Genomic DNA, 17,761 nt, shown 5'->3' with positions numbered 1-17,761 from the left:
AAGCACCGCCGTGGAGACCACCACCGCCACCCAGGCCGACGTGCCGGCCGCGTTCCGCGCCGCAGCCGGGCAGCCGGTCCCCACGCAGCCGTCCGGCACCGCCGCGGTGAACCCGTTGCCGTTGCACTGGTTCCAGAAGGACGCGGTGGCGGCCGCGGTGCGCGAGGTGAAGGACGGCGGCCGTGCCACCGTCGTCGCGGCGACCGGCTCCGGCAAGACGCTCATCGCGGCCGGCTGCGCCCGGCGCGTGGCGGCGAAGGGCCGGGTGCTGGTGCTGGTGCCGACGATCGAGCTGCTGGAGCAGACCGCCGAGGCCTGGTCGTTGCGGGGCGGTCGCCGGGGGCTGGCGGTCGCGGCGTGTTCGCGGGATGAGGCGCTGGAGAGCGCGGAGGCCGGCGGCCGCGTCCACGCCCAGGTCACCACGCAGGCCCCGCGGATCGCCGACCTGGTCGCCGCCGAGAGGCCGGGGGAGCCGGTCACCGTGTACGCCACGTACGCCTCGCTGGAGCGCATCGTCCAGGCCCACCGCGACTTCGGCCTGCCGGCCTGGGACCTGGTGGTCATCGACGAGGCGCACCGCACCGCCGGCGCCGAAGGGAAGGCGTGGGCCGCGGTCCACGACGACGCCCAGGTCCCGGCGAAGCGCCGCCTGTACTTCACCGCCACCCCGCGGATCGCCGACGACCGGCGCGCGAAGGACGGCCTGGCCGACCTCACCGACGCCGACGGCCAGGCGCTGCCCGTGCTCTGCTCCATGGACTCGGAGGAGATCTACGGCAAAACCGTGTTCACCTGGACCCTCGGCCAGGGCATCGAGCACGGCTACCTCGCCGACTACCGCGTCCTGGTCCCGGTCGTCACCGACGAGGACCTGCGCGAACTCCTCAACCTCCCCGCCGTCGCCGACCTCCGCACCCAGCGCACCAACGAGGAACTGCTGCGCCTGGCCCTCCAGATCGCGGTGCTGCGCGCGATCGCCGACCTCGGCCTGCGCCGCGTCATCACCTTCCACTCCCGGGTCTCCGCGGCGCGGGAATTCGCGAACACTCTGCTGGACGCCTCCGAGCTACTCAAGGATGCGGACCGGCCGGAGCAGCTGACAGCGCTCGCCGTGGCCGGCACCGACCGCCTCAAGGACCGCCGGGCCGCGTTCGCCACGTTCAAGGCCTCCACCGGCGACGACGGCGAGGAGTGCTGCATCATTTGCAACTCGCGCCTCCTGTCGGAGGGTATCGACGTGGCCGCTGTGGACGCCGTCTGCTTCGCGGACCCCAAGAGCTCGGTCATCGACATCGTCCAGGCCGTCGGCAGGGCGCTGCGCCAGTCCTACCGGCAGGGCAAGGTGTCCTGGGTCATCATCCCGGTCTACCTGCCGACCCCGGAGGTCGGCGACGACACCGCGGCGGCCGATCCGGCCGAGGTCCACGACGCCGGCGAGGCCGTGAAGGCCGAGGCCGACGCCGAGATCGAGGCCAGCTCCTTCCGCACCATCTGGCGGGTCCTGCGCGCCCTCGCTGCGCACGATGCCCGGGTGGTCGGCCGGATCACCGAGCTGCGCGCCTCCCGCTCGCAGGGCACCGCGCACACCACCGCAGCCAAGCCGGCCGAGGCCGGGGAGGGTGAGCGGCAGCCGGCCCCGGTCGAGTCGCCGATCGAGTGGCTCAAGATCAACGCCCGGCAGCACGCCGCCCGGATCCTGCAGACCGTGAAGCTGCGGGCGTTCAACCCGCGCGCGGTCGAGTGGCAGCGCATGCACGCCGTCGCCGCGGTGTTCCACCTCCAGCACGGCCACCTCGACCCCATCGACAAGACCAAGCACGCCGAGCTGATCTCCTGGCTCACCCGCCAGCGCCACCTGAACGGCCAGGGCCTGCTCGACCCGGCCCGCGTCTCGGAGCTTGACGCGCTCGGCATGATCTGGTCGAAGAACGCCAACGCCTGGGAACGCGGCCACGCCTACGCCACCGCCTTCCACCGCCAGCACGGCCACCTGGCGATCCCGGCGACCGCGAAGCTCGACGACTACGCGGTGGGTGCGTGGATGCGCCGCCAGCGCAAGGCCGCGGGCCTCACCCCCGAGCAGGTCGCCAAGCTCGACGGCCTGGACGAGCTGTGGCGCCTGGAGCCGGACTGGAACCGCTCCTACCGCCGCCTGCTCGCCTACCTCGCCGCCGGCGGAACCCTCGACGGCCCCGCCAACCGCACCGGCCTCGGCGACGACCCGGCCTTCCGGCCCGGCACGTGGCTGCGCAAGCAGGCGGGGGCCCGCACCGACGGCAGACTGACCGACCACCAGATCGCACTCCTGGACGCCCTCACCCGGCGCGCCGAGACCGTCACCGGCTGACCCGCCCCCCAAGACCCCGCCGTCCCGGCCCACCCCGGGCCGGGACGGCCGCCAGCACCCGGCTCCCGACTCCCGGAGGCACCGCGCGATGACCGCCACCACCCGCCCCGACCCCGCCGCCGGACGGCTAAGGCGTGTCTCTTTGATGGGCTGAGCAGTTGATCGGATGTGTCTGTCCGGTTAGTGGTCAGTGATGCGATGTGGAACCGGATCGAGCCGTTGATGCCGGCCGATCCGGTCCGTGGGCGACGGTGGGCCGACCACCGTCGCACGCTTGAGGCGATCGCGTGGAAGTACCGCACGTGCTCGCCCTGGCGGGACCTGCCCGAGGAACTGGGCCCGTTCCGGACCGCACACAAGCGACTGTTGCGGTGGGCCGTCGATGGCACCTGGCAGCGGATCTTCGCCGCCGTCCTGGCCTCGGCCGACGCGGCCGACGACATCGGCTGGACCACGTCGGTGGACTCCACCGTGTGCCGGGCCCACCAGCACGCCGCCGGAGCTCGCAAAGGGTGACGGTGGCCGGGGCGAGCCGGCCGACCACGCCATCGGCCGCTCACGCGGAGGCCTGAGCACCAAGGTCCACCTGGTCAGAGACACCCGGGCCCGCCCGTTGGCCCTCGTCGTCGCGGCCGGGCAGGCCGGCGACGCGCCGGCCTTCACGACCGTCATGGCCGCGATCCGCGTTCCGCGCCCCGGCCCGGGGCGGCCACGCACTCGACATGGGTGCTGCGGGAGGACCGAGCCGACGAGCGATAGCGTCCGGGTGTCTGACCGACCAGCACGGTGAAGGCGTCGATGAAGCTGCTGGGGTTCGACCAGCCCAGCCGGATCGCCGTGTCGGTGACCGAGGCGCCGTCGCTGAGCTCGATCAGCGCCCGTTGGATGCGCAGCAGGGTACGCCACTGGTGGAAGCTCATCGACAGCTCGCTGCCGAACAGTCGGCTCAGGGTGCGTTCGCTGGCGCCGGTGCGGTGGCCCAGCTCGGCCAGGGTCGCCGGGCTTGCTGGGTCCACGTGAAGCAGGTCGGTGACCGCCTTGAGACGCCGGTCGCTCGGCTCCGGGAGGCGCAGCGGCTCTTGTGCGGCGCGGGCGAGCTCGGCGAGTACGACGTCGATCAGCAGCCGCGCACGGGGGCTCTCCAGCGGCTCGCCCTCGCTCATCAGCGCCAGATAGGCCTCGCGCAGCAACGCGCTCGCCACGAGAACCGACGGCTCGGTTGGCAGCTGTCCGGTCAGCGTCACGGGCAGCGACAGCACCCGGATGTCCGTCTCGCCGTATGCCTTGCTGCTGTGCACTGCGAAGGGCGGCACCCACATGATCCGACTGGCCGGCGCCACCCAGGTGCCCACCTGGGTCGCTGTGACCAGGGCCCCACGCGCGGCGTAGCGGAGCTGGCCATAGTCGTGGAAGTGCGCGGCCACGTCGGCGCCATGGGCCAGCGGCGCCGACAACGGCCCGTCGTCGGTGCAGAAGCTCGGCTCGCCGCTGGGGTCGGACACGCGATTGAGGCTACCCGACACTGGCGGGTTATCGGAAGAACCTGGCGGGATGCCGGTGGTGCGCCTGGCGCCGCAGACGCATCGTGGAGACATGTCACAACAGATCAAGCTCGAGGACGCCGCGCCCGCGTCGTCCTCCCCCCACCGCCGAGGTCAACACCGGACTCGTGCTCACCTCGCTCACGCCCTGAGTGAAGGGTGGCAGCGATGAGCACACAGACGACCGGCACGATCGCAGTCTTCGGCGCGACGGGGCAACAGGGCGGGGCGGTGGTCGACGCGCTGCTGGACCACAAGGCCCCGGTGCGGGCCCTGGTCCGCAACCCGCAATCCGACCGGGCTCAGGCGCTGGCCGCCCGCGGCGTCGAGCTGGCGGCCATCCGGACCGACGACCCGGCGTCGTTGGCCGCCGCGCTGACGGCGGTCGAGGCGTTCTCCTTCATGACCCCGGAGGCGAACAACCTCGAACAGGTCGAGACGGAGATCCGCATCGGCACCGCGCTCGTCGACGCGGCGGTCGCGGCATGCGTCCCGCACGTCGTGTTCAACTCGGTCTTCGGCGCGGACCGGGAGCGGGGTGTGCCGCACCATGACTCGAAGCACTCGATCGAGGAGCACCTGAGGAAGTCCGGCCTCAGGGCCGAGATGGTTCGCCCGACCCCCTTCATGGAGGAGATGGCACCGAGCCTGGAGCACGGAGAGGTCGTGCTGAGGCTGCCGCTGCCGGAGGACGTCGCCCTGAAGATGATCTCGGTCAGGGACGTCGGCCGGGTCGCCGCCGCGCTCCTGCTCGACACCGCGGAGGCGCCCGGCGGAGCCGTCGAGCTCGTCGGCGACGAGCTGACGGGCCCTCAGATCGCCGCGGCGTTCGGCGCGCGCGCCGGGCTCCCGGCACGTTACGAGGCCCTCCCGTTGAGCGCGCTTCCCAGCGACCTCGACAGGGCGATGTTCCGCCAGTTCGCGAAGGCGGCGGAACACCCGTCGGATCTTGCGGTGGTGCGGGCGATCGAGCCGGCCACCCTGGACCTGGCCGAGTGGATCCGATCCACCGGCTGGACCGCGCCCGCCGGTCCAGGCCGAGGTTGATCTTTCACTAGAACGTTGATCTTTCACCTAGAGCGACGAGCACTGGAGCAGGACATGAAGGCGATCACCTACACCGAGTTCGGCGGCCCGGAAGTCCTCCGCCTCGCAGAGGTCGACGAGCCGCACGCCGGACCCGGACAGGTGCGGCTGAAGGTCGTGGCGGCAGCGGTCAACCCGCTCGACTACAAGATCCGCAACGGGTGGAGGCCGCAGATGGCGCCGCCGTTCCCGGTGATCCCCGGCGTGGAGGCGGCCGGCGTCGTCGACGAGGTCGGCGAAGGCGTGACCGGCGTCGTGGTGGGTGAGGAGGTCCTGGGCTGGACCGTCACCGGCGCGTACGCCGAGCACGCGCTGGCCGTCGACTTCGGCCCGAAGCCCGCGGACCTCGACTGGGACCTCGCCGCGGCACTGCCCGTCGCCGTCGAGACCTCGGTCCGCGTGCTCGACGCCCTCGGCGTCGGGGAGGGCGACACGCTTCTGCTGCACGGAGCGGCGGGTGTGGCTGGCGCCGTCGGTGTTCAGCTCGCGGTCGCCCGCGGCGCCACGGTCATCGGCACCGCCTCCCCCGGCAACCACGACTACCTGCGCTCGCTGGGCGCGATCCCGGTCGCCTACGGAACCGGCCTCGCCGACCGGGTCCGCGAGGCCGCACCGCAGGGCATCGACGCCGTGTACGACGCCGCGGGGGCGGGCGACCTGGAGGTGTCGATCGACCTGCTCAGCGGCGCCGACCGGATCATCACCATCGCCGATCCGAAGGCCGCCGAGCTGGGCGTCACCTTCTCCGGCCCCGCCCCGTTCGGTTCCCGCCTCGGCGAGTACGCCCGCCTCGCAGCCGACGGCAAGCTCACGGTGCGCATCGCGCAGAGCCTTCCGCTGGAGGACGCCGCGAAGGCGCAGGAGCTGAGCGCGAGTGGTCACGCCGCCGGGAAGCTCGTCCTGCGGCCGTAGCTCGGTCCCCGGCCGGCTGGGGAGGCACGACGGCAACTGCTCAGCCCATCAAAGAGACACGCCTTAGAGCTGGACCTGAACAGCAGCCGCCCCGCCCCTGCTGCCGGCCCCTGGGCCGTCCGCCCCGACTCCCCGCTGGTGCGCGGCGCGATGTGGCTGCGCTGGATCGGCCCAAGAGGCCCTGTCTCCAAGCCTCCGCCGACCGGCGATCACCCGAGTGAGACTCCCGTTCGATCGACGCGTCCCGCGGTCGGTACGACAACGGCCTTTTGGCGCCGTGCCCGGTGTGGGCGGGTCTCAGGCCGTGCGGGCCTCGGCGAGGTAGCCGGCCAGGGTGCGGGTGGTCCAGTGGTCGGTGCCGAAGGTGGCGGTGAGGCCGGTGAGCGCCGACTCGTAGAGCGGGACGGCCCGGTCGAGGTCGCCGGTCAGCTGGTACAGCCGGGCCAGGCCTCCGATGCTGATCAGAGTGTCGGGGTGGTCGGCGCCCAGTCGGCGGGTGCGCTGCTCCAGGACGGTGGTGAACAGTTCCTCGGAGCGGTCGAACGCACCTGTGTCCCGCAGGGCCGTGGCGAGGTTGTGACGGTAGGTCATGGCCGCGATGCCCTCCGGATCGGAGAGCTCCTCCTGGGCGGCGAGGGCCTCCTCCAGCAGCGGCACGGCGCCGGGTGCGTCACCGGCCTGTATGAGGCAGATCGCGTAGCCGGAGAGGGTGGACAGGGTCTCGGGGTGCCGGCTGCCCAGGGCCTCCCGGTGCTGTTGGAGGGTGGTCTCGAACAGCTCGGCGGCGGTCGTGAGGTCGCCGATCCAGTCGTAGGCGGAGGCCAGCAGCTTCCGGTTCGCCAAGGTGGCGGCGTGCAGCATGCCGAGGATCTGCTCGCGCTGGACCAGGGTCTTGCGGCAGAGCTCCAGGCCCGCCTCCGGCTCTCCCGTCTTGAGGAGCATGTAGGCGAGATTGCTCTGGCTCAGCAGGGTGTCGGGGTGGTCCTCGCCGAGGATCCGCACGCGTTTCTCCGCGACCTCCCGGTAGATCCGGGAGGCTTCCTCCCGTTGTTCGGCGGCGTCCAGGGCGTAGCCGAGGTTGCCGAGGCACTCCAGCGTGCTCGGGTGGTCCGCCCCCACACGGTCGACCATGTCGGCCAGCGCCTCGCGATAGGCGGCGATGGCCTCTGCGGATCGCCCCGCGCCCACGTAAGCCCCGGCAAGGTTGTTCCGGATGGTGGCGGCGTTGAGCTGCAGGGGTGTCGAGTACTGCTGCTTCCAGTGGGTGAGGCCGCCGTGCTCGTGGCGGAGCAGGTCCTGGTAGATCTCGATCGCCCGGTCGAACTGGTGGCCCTTCTCGTAGGTGGTGGCCAATCTGTTCCGCAGCGTGAGCGTCCGGGGGTGATCGGGGCCGAGATGTGCTGTGCTGTCGGCCGCCGCTGCGGCGAACTCGTCTTCCGCGAGCTGAAGTTGGCCGCGCGCCAAGTGGACCTCCGCGAGGCTCGCCCGGATGTGCAGGGTGATGAGGTCTCCGCCGCCGAGCACCCGGGTGGCCCGTTCCATGAGCTCCTCCAGGAGGTCGGCCGCGGGCTCGAGCCGGCCCGCCGCCATGAGTGAGGTGACGACCGCGCCGCGGGCGTTCAGGGTGAACGGATGGTCGGCGCCGAAGCAGCCGGCGGTCTGCCGGGCGTAGGCCTCGAGGAGCGGGAGGGCCTGGACGGTCTGGCCGCGCTCACAGAGGTCCCGCGCGGTGTCGGCGAAGAGCCGGGACGGCCCGGGGCGGTAGGTGCCGGGGTCGGTGGTGGAGAGTGCGGTCGCATGTGCTGCGAGCCGGGCGAGTTGGACGGTGTCGGGATCCTCCTCCGGCCCGTTGGGGTACGCGGCTGCGAGCAGGATGCGCTCGGCGGCCTCCCGTCCGCGCGATGCGGGAGGCGGCCCGTCTGCGGTGGCTCGCGCGGCCGCTTCGCGGGTGGCCCGGTCGCGCAGCACCTTCTGCACCAGCCGGTGGACGGTCACCTCCTCCGGGGAGAGGGTGACCATGCTGTAGGCGTGCAGCAGACCGAGCGCCGTCGTGATTCGTACCGGACTGGCGGTGAGTTCGGCCAGCAGCTCCCGAGGGAGGCCGTCGGGGCCGAGCCAGGCCAGGGTGTGGAGCAGCTCGACGGCGAGTGGATTGCTCTCGGCCAGCGCAGTCAGGGTCAGGGCCCAGACGCCGGCGACGGTCTGCTCGTTGCCGGCGTGGTCAAGGGCGGCCTCGTCCAGGAACTCGTGGAGGCTGCTCCGGTACTCTTCGACGCTGGTCATCGTCTGGTTCATGTAGGCGCCGGCCTGTTCCAGGGCGAGTGGCAAGTCGCCGAGTTCCCTGGCGAGCTGGCCGGCGTGCCATTCCTCCTCTGGGGAGGCGAACGGTACCCAGGAGCCGATCAGAGCCACGGAGTCGGTGCGGGGGAGAACGCTGAGGCCGACCAACCGTACCCGGCTCTGCCAGCCGGTGGTGTACCGGCTGGTGATCAGATGGTGTCCGCGCCGGAGACTGCCCAGGATGTCCCCCAGCAGGGCCGGGTTCTCCACGTTGTTGTGGACCAGGAGCCACCTGTCGTGCTGTTGCAGCCAGGCCCTGGCCCAGGCGGCCTGGGCGGAGAGCGACGGCTTCGTGCCCGTCCAGTGCGGGCTCAGCTGCTCGGCGATCGCAGCGAGGGCCGCGTCGGTAGCCCCGGGGACGGCGGAGTCGATCCACCAGATCAGGTCGTACGACTCACTGTGCAGGTGGGCGTACTGCAGGGCCAGCTCGGTCTTGCCGACCCCGCCCAGACCGTGCAGGACCACGGCCGGAGCGCCGGTGCTCCGGGCCAACTCGGCCCGCACCTCGGCCAGCTCGGCCTTCCGGCCGGTGAAGGTGTTTTTGGGGGCGCGCAGGTACACCACGCCACGGGCCTCGGTGTCGGCGGCGTCGCGCACCGCACTGGCGGGCAGCACCGTGGTCTGGATGGTCACCGAACCGTGGATGCTGCCGCCGGCGGCTACCGACGCGATGCCCCCGGCGTGGACCGAGATGGCACCGGGTGGGTGAGGGCTCGTCACTCGGCGCCGGCCGACGCGGCGATGGGCGAGGCGGGCGTGGTGGTGACGTTGGTGGTCACCGAACCGTGGATGCTGCCACCGACCGCGACCGATCCGGTGCCACTGGCCTCTACCCGGGTGGCGCCTTGGGGTTCCCCGGTGGGCAGCAGGGCGGCCAACTCGGCCAGCAGTTCCGGATCGGAGCTCAGGGCACGCCGGATCTGGTAGCGCAGGGCGCCCACAGCGTCCTCGTTGCCCGGCTGGGTGGCATCGTCCAGGCAGGCCTCCAGCTGGGCTCGCTGCTGTGCGTCACTGCGGCGCCAGACCGAGTTGATGATGCGTTGCCCCAGACCCACGGTCGCGTCGGCCGCGGCCTCCTCGGCCCGGGTCAGGACCGCACCGCCGTAGGCGGCCGCTGCGGAGGTGACGGCCGGACCGGCCAGTGCCATGAACGCATCGAGTTCCATGATCCCCAACTCCCCTGAACCGCACCGGATATGGGCGATTGAGACCAAGTCTACGGAGCACCCGGACAGGATGGCGGGAAAAGGTCCGGATCGGGTCAGGCGGGCCACTGTTCGTGGTGGCCGAAGCCATCGGCGTTGTCGATCAGGCAGAGGCCGGTGGGGGTGAGTTCTCAAAGGCGCCGCGGGCAGGGTCGGCGCCGTGACCGACCGGTCGACGGAGACCGAGTTCCTGCTGCCCACCGGCCCCCGCCGGAGTGTCGACGCCGCCCACCGCCGCTTCGCGGGCACCGCCGCACCGGCCACGCCCTCTTCGACGCCACCGTGCGACTGACCGGCCCGGTCCGCCGTCGCCCGCCTGTTTCGTCGTCGCCCGGTCGGTCTGCCCGTCCGCCGTCCCGCTCGCCCGCGGCCGCCGGTTTGCCGGTCCGCCGTTCCGTCCCGCCGCCCGCGGTCGGCCGGCGGGCGTGGTGCTGCTGGTGCCGTTCCGCCGCTGCCGTTCCGACGTCCGGTCGCGGCGCCGTGCTTCCTGCCCGCTGGCGTCCTCGCCGTCCGTCCCGGCCTCGTGCGTTCTCGGGGGTGCGCTTGGGTTTGGTGACTGGTACGGGTGAGCAGGGGCGGCAGCTCCGGTCCCGTCCGGCGCTTGCCTGTGAGGTGTGAGCGCGCGAGCGAGGTGGCATGAGCTGGTGGGTGCTCAGCCGCCTGGCGGGTGCGTGGTCCTGCCGGAGGTCAGCCCCCAGAGCCCGGCCACCTCGTAGTAGATGCCGTTGACCAGTTGCAGAAGCAGCAGCGTGACCGGCCAGAGCAACGCGCCGAGGCCGGGCACGAGGTCCACCGGCAGCGCGTAGGCCATCACGATCCGTGCGGCGGCGTCGAGCAGCATCGCCACGCCCCAGATCGCGGTCGAGACCCGCCAGATCCGCCGGAAGGCCGGCTCGCGTTCCCACAGCACGTCCCAGGAGGTGCCGTCGGAGCGGAACCGGCCCTCCAGCAGGGGGCGGCCGGCGTGGAAGAGCAGCGGGCGCCTGGCTCTGATCGAGGCCAGGAACCAGAGCCCGGCCACGCCGGTCAGCCAACCGTCCTTGGCCAGCAGGAACCGGGGGCTGCCGCTGACCAGCGCGGCCGCAACGCCGAGCAGCATGGTCCCGGCGATGAATCCGGCCATACCCTCCAGGCTGCGAGTGCGCTGCCACTGCACCGCCGTGGTGAGCGCCGGCAGGACGGCCCCGGCCAGCAGGGCTACGAAGACGCTGACACCGCCAGCGCGCAGGCCGTAGTACACCGCGATCGGGACCACGACGTCCCAGGCGACGCCGAGCAGCAGGCTCCGGCCGCTGGGCCGCGGCGGCGGCTCGGGGACGTCGCCGGCGCCACTTCGCTCCTCGGTCACGGTGTCCCCCAGGTCACAAGAAGGCCAGGGCATCGTCGACGTCGTCCAACTCCCCGCTCTGTCGGCCGACCCGCGAAATCGGCTCCGGCTCAGGGCCGATGGTCTCACCCGGCATCGGGCACCGGTAGCGCAGCGAGCCCTCCTCCTCCCCGGTGTCCACGCAGATCCCCTGTCGGGAGCGCCGGACGTCCCTCAGGGGCAGCCAGCCGACCACGACCACCGGGAGACGTCCGTGAGCACCCGTCCAAGCCCCGCCCAGGCCGACGACACCGGCCGCTTCGTCACCGTGCCGACGTGGGCCGAGATCCTCGAGCGGCACTTCCCGCCGAAGGAGCCGGCCTGACGCGCAAAGCGGGTCCGCCCGGTCGGGTGAAGACGTCCCCGGCCGGGCGATGCGGCTGCTCCGTTCGTCCTACGACCTGTCAGAGGACGTTCCCAGCGTCCCCGGTAGGACGAACCACCTGTGCACCACCTCCCCGACCACGTCCCGGCCCGGCACCCCTGCGCTGCCCGCCGGCCCGGCTCGCAGCAGCCGCAGAGCCGCAGAGGGGCGGTGGACGGCATGAGTCTGACCTCCGGTCTCAGCCGCCCCCGCACGCCGCCGCGCCGCTTTCTGGATCGGGAGCTGTCCGCCGGTCCCGAGCCGCTGCGGGAGAACTTCCGCGCCCGGTACGCCGCCTCCCCGTCCTGATGCCGCCTGAAGGGGTCGGGACCGAGGCCGGCACCGTCGGCACCGCGATCGACCGGCGCCTGCGCCTGGCGTTCACCGCCGCCGGTCCGGACCGTCCGGGATCAGGCACCGTCGGGCCCAACTGCCCCGACGGAACGCTACTGGTCAGAGGCCTCCGGAGTGGTGAACAGGTCCTGCAGGGTCTGGGCCGCCAGGTTGAGCAGCCAGGCATGGGCGGGGTCGTCGTCGTACCGCTTGTGCCAGAGCAGATAGAGCGGTACGGGCGGCAGGTCGAACGGCAGCGGCAGCGTGGCCAGGCCCAGCTGCTCGCGGGCGGAGCGGGTGACCGCGTCGGGGAGGGTGACCACGACGTCGGTGTCACGGGCGAGCTGCAGGGCGGTGTCCGTCGCGGGGGCGGAGACGATGACACGGCGCTCGTGGCCGAGGGCGGTGACGACATCGTCGACCGGGTCGCGCAGGCTTCCACGCCGGGAGACGGTCACGTGGTCGGCCGCCGCGTACCGCTCGACGGTCACCGGTCCTTCGGTGAGCGGATGGCCCGCCCGGACAGCGAGGATGATCCTGTCCTGGCCGATGAGGCGGTGATGGATGTCGGGCTGAGACGGCGGTCCGGCGCTGGAGGCCACATCGACCTCACCGCGACGCAGCTCAGGGGTGTCGTGGCCGGGCTCGACCGTCAGACGCATCTTCACCCCCGGGGCCTGGCGGTGCACCGCGGCGACGAGGGCGCTCCCGCAGGCGGTGGTGAGGGCGTCGTGCAGGCGGACGGTGAACACCCGCTCCAGGCTCGCCAGGTCGAGGTCCGTACGGGCGGACAGCAACTGGTGAGCCTGCTGCACCAGGGCGTGGACCTCGGTGCGCATGGCCAGCGCGCGGGGCGTGGGCGTCATATGGCGTCCGGTGCGGACCAGGATCTGGTCGCCGGTTGCTTTGCGGATACGGCCCAGCGAGCGGCTCATCGCCGGCGCGGTGACGTGAAGCCGGTCCGCGGCTCCGGCCACACTGCCCTCTTCCAGCAGCGCGTCCAGGGCGGTGAGCAGATTCAAATCCAATTGCATGGCAGTAACTATAGAAGTAGGAATCATGCACTGTTTGGTAACGGTTGAGGATTCCGGCTTGGCGATGCGGGGTCGAGAGGAAAGCCCAACACCGGCCCGCTTCTGCCGAATTCCGTCGCCGCCGCTCAGTCGCCACGATCCGCCAGGACGTCGCAGCCCAGGTCAACGAAGTCTTCGGCCGCACCGTCCCCTGGGAGAAGTAACGCACCCGGGCGGGGGCGCGCACCGGGACACCGCTGGCAAGCCGGTGTACGACGCGGCGGTCCGGGTGCCGGGGCTCCGCTGTTGGAGAAGCCGTCGGCCGGGGGTGTCCTGCACGGCCAACGCCCACGGCGCAGCCATGCCGTGGAAGAAGCGGACTCGCGAACCCGGTGCCCGCGCCCCTGACCGGAGCATCCGGCAGGGGCGTGACGGGGACCGTGACCGCGAGGTCCTCGTGACCGCGCCCGTGGCTCGGCAGATCGGGCGGACGACCTGGGGCGGGCCCGCGTCGGGCGGTCCTGCTCATCCGGCCGGCAGCTCGGTGGCGGGCCGGCCGGCGGCGAGCACCCCGAACTCCCCGGGCAGGTCGCCGAGCAGGCACGGACCCGGATAGCGGCTTCGGCGTCGGTGAGTTCGTCGTTGGCGGGGAGAACGGCGCCGAAGGTGCGGTTGCCGCGTGCGTCGAAGCCCAGAGTCGCCCCTCTCCGTAGGGGCCGGGTCACCCTGGGGGCCAGCCAAGGTGTGCAGAAGGCGGCCATGACCTGCGGTCCGGGATGGAATATTTCGTACCTGCTCGTCTGTGACCCACAGCCACGACCGTCGCTCGGCTCGGCATCGGCCTTGGGCCGCGCCGAGGGAGGCTGGGATTCCTCGGGCCATCGCGGGAAGGTGAGAGCCCTGGATCTTCGAGGAGGCTGAGGTGGCACGGGAGCGGATGGTCCTGGGAGAAATGCTGGCAGCGGCCGAGGCGGCGGCGCCGGTCGACTCCCTCGACGTGGTGGCGCGCAACCTGCGCGAGCGGTTCGGCGCGCGGCACGTGTCCTTCCTGTTCCTCGATCTGGTCGGCCAGTACGTGGTGCGGGTGACGGAGGACGCCACCACCCTGCACGGGCGCGGCCCCGAGCGGATCCAGCTCACCGGCAGCCTCTACGACGAAGTCCTGCGCACCCAGAAACTGGTCCGCTTCCCGGATGACGAGGACGGGCACGGGCACCGCGTGATCACCCCCGTCACCAACCGCGGCGATGCCATCGGCTTCCTGGAACTCTCTCTCCCCGCAGCCACCGCAGTCACCGACGACATGCTGGAGCAGGTGGAGCAGACGGCCCACGCCCTCGCCTACATCGTGGTCACCGACCGCCGCTTCACCGACCTCTACCACTGGAGCCAGCGCACTGCCCCCGTCAGCCTCGCCGCCGAGATCCAACGCCAGCTCCTGCCCACCGCCCCCTGCTGCGAAGCCGCCCAGTTCACCCTGGCCTGCGCACTGGTGCCCGCCGAGAGCGTCGCCGGCGACACCTACGACTACGCCCTGGACCGCGAGACCCTGCACCTGTCCCTGACCGACGCCATGGGTCACGACCTCAACGCCGCGCTCATCGCCACCATCCTCGTCAACGCCTCCCGGGGCGCCCGCCGCGTCGCAGCGCCTCTGGCCGAGCAGGCCGACCGCGCCCACCACTCCCTCCTCGAACACAAGCCCGGAGTCCTGGCCACCGGCCAGATCCTGTGCATCGCACTGGACGGAAGCGGTGCGCAGCTCGTCAACGCCGGCCACCCGCACCCGCTGAGGCTGCGCGAGGGCACCGTCGAAGAAATGCCCCTGCGCGCCGACCTGCCCTTCGGCGTCGCCGGGCAGGGCCGGTACAGGGTGCAAAACATCAACCTGCGCCCCGGTGACCGGCTGGTGCTCTATACCGACGGCATGCAGGACCGCCGGGCGGAATCCGTGGACCTGCCCGCCGTCATGGTCGCCACCGCCACCGAGCACCCGCGGGAGGTGGTGCGCGCCATGGTCGCGGCCGTCACCGACGCCTGCGGCGGCAAACTCCAGGACGACGCCACCGTGATGTGCCTGGACTGGCACGGCCCCACCACCAGGGGACGCCAAGCCCATGCCGGCGCCAACACCTGAAACGGCACACCCCACATCCGGAAGCACCGGGCAGGCCTGTCAACGACCTTGAGGTTCTCCCAGGCGGCCGGCTGCTCCTCGCTCAGACCGCGCCGGGCGGCCTCCAGGTCACCGCTCCACGAGGGCGGCGAGCCGAGGAAGGCGCGGCGCTCGGCCCGCACGGCCGTCGGCGCCCGCTGCGCCCGGATCAGGCGGTCGGGGTGCCCGAAGGTCTTCTGGTTGCCTACGGTCCGGAATCTACGTGCGGACGGACGTGCACCCGGCTGCGCCTCGCGATGCCCGGCCGTGCCGGGGCGGCGGGTTTTCTGTCATGCGGGTACGCGGCCGGTGGCTTGGTGGTTGTTGGCGGGGTTGTCCTGCTGTGGTGCGTCCGCGACGGTCCGGGTACGCCGACGCCCCGCCGTGTCGAAGGGGTCGGCCGTCGGGGCTCGCGCCGGCTGCGGCGGGAGGCTCGGAGGGGCCGCGGGCGCGGGGGAGGACTGCGGGGGCCAGGGCCGGTGGGCCAGGTCGTGGCGGAGTGTGTCGAGTCTGGCCAGGCAGGCCTCGACGGTGGCGATGGCGGCGGTGCTGTGTTCGCGGATGCGGCGTTCGATGGCGGTGAGCCGGTCCTGGATGTGCTGCCAGCGGTCCTCGGCGGTGGCGTCAGGTGCGGCGTCGGTCGCTGTCATCGCGGAGCCGGGTGGTGTGGTGGGTGAGGGTGTCGAGGCGGTCGGCGAGGTCGGCGTGGGCCGGGCCGAGGTGAGGGCGCATCGCGGCCAGGGGAGCTATCAGGGCGGCCGGGTCGGGGCCGCCGAGGGCGGTGGTGAGCGCGGTCAGCGCGGGACGGGCCCGGGAGGTGAGGCCGGGCGCGGCGGTGATCTGGGCGGCCAGGACGCGCAGGCCGGCGGCGTTGTCGCGAGCCCAGACGGTGACCGTTCGGTCGGCGGCCCGGCGGTCGCGGACGGCTTTGACGCGTTCGGTGCCGGTGCCGACGGGCGTCGTGCCGTCGGCGGAGGGCTTGAGGCGCAGATAGCGGTTCTCGGCGGCCTGGCGGCTGGCGACTCTCATGGGTCGGGCGAGGTCGGCCCAGGTGGCGCCGGCCTCCCGGGCGGTCTCCACCAGCTGGGCTTCCCAGCCGGCGAGCTCGGCGCGCAGCTCGCGCAGCAGCACCAGGGCGGCCAGGGCCTGCTCGGGGCCTTGCTGCGCATCGAGGGCGGTCGGGGTCCGGGATGCGGGGTTGCGGGCGGTGCGGACGGCGTCGTCGATGGCGGCCAGCGCCGCCGCGGCTGCCAGGAACGAGGCGGGCTCGACCGGCGGGGAGGTGTGGGCGGCGGCTCTGGGGGGCTTCTCGCTCATGAAGTCACTCTATAGGCGACACACCGACTTGTCATCGGATGGATGACCGCGCTACAAAGGGTGTCAGGTGAAGCGCACTGGCACCCATTCGATCTGTGGAGGTGTTTCGCAATGCTGCTGCGCACTGACCCGTTCCGCGAGCTGGACCGGCTGACCCAGCAGTTCCTGGGCAACACGGGGACCTGGTCGCGTCCGGCGCCGATGCCGCTGGACGCCTACCGGGCCGGCGACGAGTACGTGATCTGCTTCGACCTGCCGGGGGTGGACCCGGAGGCGATCGACATCGACGTCGAGCGGAACATGGTGACGGTCAAGGCCGAGCGCCGCCCGCGCCAGGAGGGCGAGGGCGTGAAGTGGGAGCTTTCCGAGCGCCCGCTCGGTGTGTTCTCCCGCCAGGTCATGCTCTCCGACACCCTCGAGCCCGCCGGGATCACCGCCGACTACGACGCCGGCGTGCTGACCCTGAAGATCCCGGTCGCCGAGAAGGCCAAGCCCCGCAAGGTCGCCATCAGCCACAGCGGCGACCGCAAGCAGATCCGGGCCTGACCCGTCCCCCGACCGTTCCGGCCGCCCCCGATCTCTCCCCCTCGATCGAAGGGGCGGCCGGAACAGTCGAGGTCGATCTCGCCGTGCGGAACCGCCGGCGGTCGGGCTGTCAGGCAGCCCGCAAGCGGAGACGGGGCAACGCCATGAACGGCCAGAGCAACGAACCCTTCGTGGTACGGGCGCACGGCGAGATCGACCTCGACACCGCCCCCTCGCTGCGCCGTGCCCTGGCCGCCGCGCTCGAGTCGCAGCGGGAGGTGGTGCTCGACCTGTCGGAGGTGACGTTCATGGACTGCGTGGGCCTGGGCGCCCTGGTCCGGGCCCGTAACCAGGCCGACCGGTGCGGTGCCCGCCTGGTCCTGCGCGGGGCCGGTCGCCGCGTGGTGCGGCTACTCAAGCTGACGGGTCTGCACCGGCGCCTGGCCGTCGAGCTCTGACGGCCACCCGGGCGGCGTACCGGGGCCCGGAACGGAGGGAGAACCGCGGTGACTCTTCGATGGGAGGCGTTCCTGGAGGAGGTCCGGGAACGCGGTGAGTACGACACCCCGCAGGAGGCCGAGCGCGCGGCGCGGGTCGTCCTGGCCCTGCTGGGAGCCCACCTGGTCGGCGAGGTGTGCGCCGAACTGGCCGCCCGGCTACCGGAGACCATGGCCCTGGTCCTGCTCAACCCCCTGCAGGCCGCCGAGCCGCTCAACCCGGAACGGGGGTTCACCCACCGGCCGGCATCCGCCCGTTGCCCGCGCCGACCGCCGGGGCGAGTGCGCCTGCGCAGCGGCCACGACGCCAGGCGCGGGATCGACCTGAACGCCTGGCCGGAGGTCTACGAGCCTGGTCGGCACGGGTCAGCTCCGCTCGCGGTCGCCGACCGGGCGGTGCCGAGGGCGTCGCACAGGGCGTACAGGTCGGTGATGGTGGCCAGTTCGGCGAAGCGGGCCAGCGTCGGCGGACAGCGCGGTCGTCACCGTCGTGCACGGCCTCGGTGATCGCCTCGATCAAGGCCACCTGTCCGTTCCGGACCGTCTCCGGTGCCACGGGCGCCGGGTTTCTCACTGCCGCCGGGTGTCCCACTGTCGCCTCCCTGCGCGGTGCCGCTCGTTGTCTCGGGCGCGCGGCGGCGGCTCGGGGTTGCCGCCGCCGCGCGGCGGGAGACTACCTCACTCGCGGGCGCCGCAAAATCTATGCGCGCCGGAGTAGACATTGCTCGCGGGCGGGTCTAACGTTTCTCTCGTAGACAGC

14 protein-coding genes and 2 pseudogenes are annotated in these 17,761 nt (G+C 72.4%); 9 read left to right on the top strand and 7 right to left on the bottom strand.

Annotation, left to right across the window (positions count from 1 at the left end):
• Positions 1-10 precede the first annotated feature (10 nt).
• Together ACFYUY_RS23350 and ACFYUY_RS23345 are read left to right on the top strand one after the other, a co-directional pair.
• Complete coding sequence (locus ACFYUY_RS23350) at positions 11-2,347, top strand: Helicase associated domain protein (RefSeq protein WP_387903174.1); 2,337 nt, start codon at positions 11-13, stop codon at positions 2,345-2,347.
• Positions 2,348-2,515: 168 nt separating this feature from the next.
• Positions 2,516-3,068 (top strand): annotated as a pseudogene (locus ACFYUY_RS23345) (IS5 family transposase); the annotation flags it as partial.
• Here the strand turns inward: ACFYUY_RS23345 and ACFYUY_RS23340 are convergent.
• Positions 3,016-3,849: an AraC family transcriptional regulator gene (locus ACFYUY_RS23340; RefSeq protein ID WP_387903171.1), complete on the bottom strand. Its 834-nt coding sequence runs from the start codon at positions 3,847-3,849 to the stop codon at positions 3,016-3,018. The pseudogene ACFYUY_RS23345 and the gene ACFYUY_RS23340 overlap by 53 nt on opposite strands.
• Before the next feature lie 207 nt (positions 3,850-4,056).
• On the opposite strand from ACFYUY_RS23340, the gene ACFYUY_RS23335 reads away from it, so the two are divergent.
• Positions 4,057-4,935 (top strand): NmrA/HSCARG family protein, encoded by an 879-nt coding sequence (locus tag ACFYUY_RS23335; protein ID WP_387903169.1) that lies wholly within the window; start codon positions 4,057-4,059, stop codon positions 4,933-4,935.
• Between the two features lie 54 nt (positions 4,936-4,989).
• On the top strand, positions 4,990-5,886 hold the full coding sequence (locus ACFYUY_RS23330; RefSeq protein ID WP_387903496.1) for an NADP-dependent oxidoreductase: 897 nt from the start codon (positions 4,990-4,992) through the stop codon (positions 5,884-5,886).
• A 297-nt stretch (positions 5,887-6,183) separates the two neighbouring features.
• On the opposite strand, the gene ACFYUY_RS23325 is transcribed toward ACFYUY_RS23330, so the two are convergent.
• From ACFYUY_RS23325 to ACFYUY_RS23315, 3 genes are all read right to left on the bottom strand, one after another.
• Entirely contained in the window at positions 6,184-8,859 is a 2,676-nt protein-coding gene (locus ACFYUY_RS23325; protein WP_387903166.1) for a tetratricopeptide repeat protein, read from the bottom strand.
• 83 nt (positions 8,860-8,942) lie between these two features.
• A complete protein-coding gene (locus tag ACFYUY_RS23320; RefSeq protein WP_387903163.1) occupies positions 8,943-9,392 on the bottom strand; it encodes a hypothetical protein in 450 nt (149 codons plus the stop codon).
• Between the two features lie 691 nt (positions 9,393-10,083).
• On the bottom strand, positions 10,084-10,779 hold the full coding sequence (locus tag ACFYUY_RS23315; RefSeq protein ID WP_387903160.1) for a VC0807 family protein: 696 nt from the start codon (positions 10,777-10,779) through the stop codon (positions 10,084-10,086).
• A gap of 562 nt (positions 10,780-11,341) precedes the next feature.
• On the opposite strand from ACFYUY_RS23315, the gene ACFYUY_RS23310 reads away from it, so the two are divergent.
• Complete coding sequence (locus ACFYUY_RS23310; RefSeq protein ID WP_387903157.1) at positions 11,342-11,470, top strand: hypothetical protein; 129 nt, start codon at positions 11,342-11,344, stop codon at positions 11,468-11,470.
• A gap of 137 nt (positions 11,471-11,607) precedes the next feature.
• Here the strand turns inward: ACFYUY_RS23310 and ACFYUY_RS23305 are convergent, their stop codons facing one another.
• Positions 11,608-12,528 carry a LysR family transcriptional regulator gene (locus ACFYUY_RS23305; RefSeq protein WP_387903155.1) on the bottom strand — a complete coding sequence of 307 codons (921 nt, stop codon included), beginning with the start codon at positions 12,526-12,528 and terminating at the stop codon, positions 11,608-11,610.
• A gap of 901 nt (positions 12,529-13,429) precedes the next feature.
• Between ACFYUY_RS23305 and ACFYUY_RS23300 the strand changes: the two genes are divergently transcribed.
• Complete coding sequence (locus tag ACFYUY_RS23300; protein WP_387903152.1) at positions 13,430-14,644, top strand: PP2C family protein-serine/threonine phosphatase; 1,215 nt, start codon at positions 13,430-13,432, stop codon at positions 14,642-14,644.
• A 308-nt stretch (positions 14,645-14,952) separates the two neighbouring features.
• Here the strand turns inward: ACFYUY_RS23300 and ACFYUY_RS23295 are convergent, their stop codons facing one another.
• The gene (locus ACFYUY_RS23295) at positions 14,953-15,312 is read right to left on the bottom strand and encodes a hypothetical protein (protein WP_387903149.1); all 360 of its coding nucleotides are present in this window, start codon (positions 15,310-15,312) and stop codon (positions 14,953-14,955) included.
• On the bottom strand, positions 15,287-15,979 hold the full coding sequence (locus ACFYUY_RS23290; protein ID WP_387903147.1) for a type III effector protein: 693 nt from the start codon (positions 15,977-15,979) through the stop codon (positions 15,287-15,289). The genes ACFYUY_RS23295 and ACFYUY_RS23290 overlap by 26 nt, the downstream gene beginning before the upstream one ends.
• A gap of 111 nt (positions 15,980-16,090) precedes the next feature.
• On the opposite strand from ACFYUY_RS23290, the gene ACFYUY_RS23285 reads away from it, so the two are divergent.
• The 3 genes and pseudogenes from ACFYUY_RS23285 to ACFYUY_RS23275 all read left to right on the top strand — a co-directional run.
• Entirely contained in the window at positions 16,091-16,525 is a 435-nt protein-coding gene (locus tag ACFYUY_RS23285) for an Hsp20/alpha crystallin family protein (protein ID WP_387903144.1), read from the top strand.
• A gap of 143 nt (positions 16,526-16,668) precedes the next feature.
• Entirely contained in the window at positions 16,669-16,962 is a 294-nt protein-coding gene (locus ACFYUY_RS23280; RefSeq protein WP_387903141.1) for an STAS domain-containing protein, read from the top strand.
• Positions 16,963-17,010: 48 nt separating this feature from the next.
• A pseudogene (locus ACFYUY_RS23275) lies at positions 17,011-17,229 on the top strand (DUF2267 domain-containing protein); the annotation flags it as partial.
• Positions 17,230-17,761 lie beyond the last annotated feature (532 nt).

Source organism: Kitasatospora sp. NPDC004745, from assembly GCF_042873275.1.
Lineage (GTDB): Bacteria > Actinomycetota > Actinomycetes > Streptomycetales > Streptomycetaceae > Kitasatospora.
This window is presented reverse-complemented; position numbering and strand designations above follow the sequence as displayed.

Bases quoted from the DNA above. Each gene is read 5' to 3' on its own strand.
- ACFYUY_RS23305 (WP_387903155.1), bottom strand. From the start codon at position 12,528: ATGCAATTGGATTTGAATCTGCTCACCGCCCTGGACGCGCTGCTGGAA.
- ACFYUY_RS23310 (WP_387903157.1), top strand. From the start codon at position 11,342: ATGAGTCTGACCTCCGGTCTCAGCCGCCCCCGCACGCCGCCGCGCCGC.
- ACFYUY_RS23295 (WP_387903149.1), bottom strand. From the start codon at position 15,312: ATGACAGCGACCGACGCCGCACCTGACGCCACCGCCGAGGACCGCTGG.
- ACFYUY_RS23290 (WP_387903147.1), bottom strand. From the start codon at position 15,979: ATGAGCGAGAAGCCCCCCAGAGCCGCCGCCCACACCTCCCCGCCGGTC.
- ACFYUY_RS23280 (WP_387903141.1), top strand. From the start codon at position 16,669: ATGAACGGCCAGAGCAACGAACCCTTCGTGGTACGGGCGCACGGCGAG.
- ACFYUY_RS23335 (WP_387903169.1), top strand. From the start codon at position 4,057: ATGAGCACACAGACGACCGGCACGATCGCAGTCTTCGGCGCGACGGGG.
- ACFYUY_RS23320 (WP_387903163.1), bottom strand. From the start codon at position 9,392: ATGGAACTCGATGCGTTCATGGCACTGGCCGGTCCGGCCGTCACCTCC.
- ACFYUY_RS23285 (WP_387903144.1), top strand. From the start codon at position 16,091: ATGCTGCTGCGCACTGACCCGTTCCGCGAGCTGGACCGGCTGACCCAG.
- ACFYUY_RS23330 (WP_387903496.1), top strand. From the start codon at position 4,990: ATGAAGGCGATCACCTACACCGAGTTCGGCGGCCCGGAAGTCCTCCGC.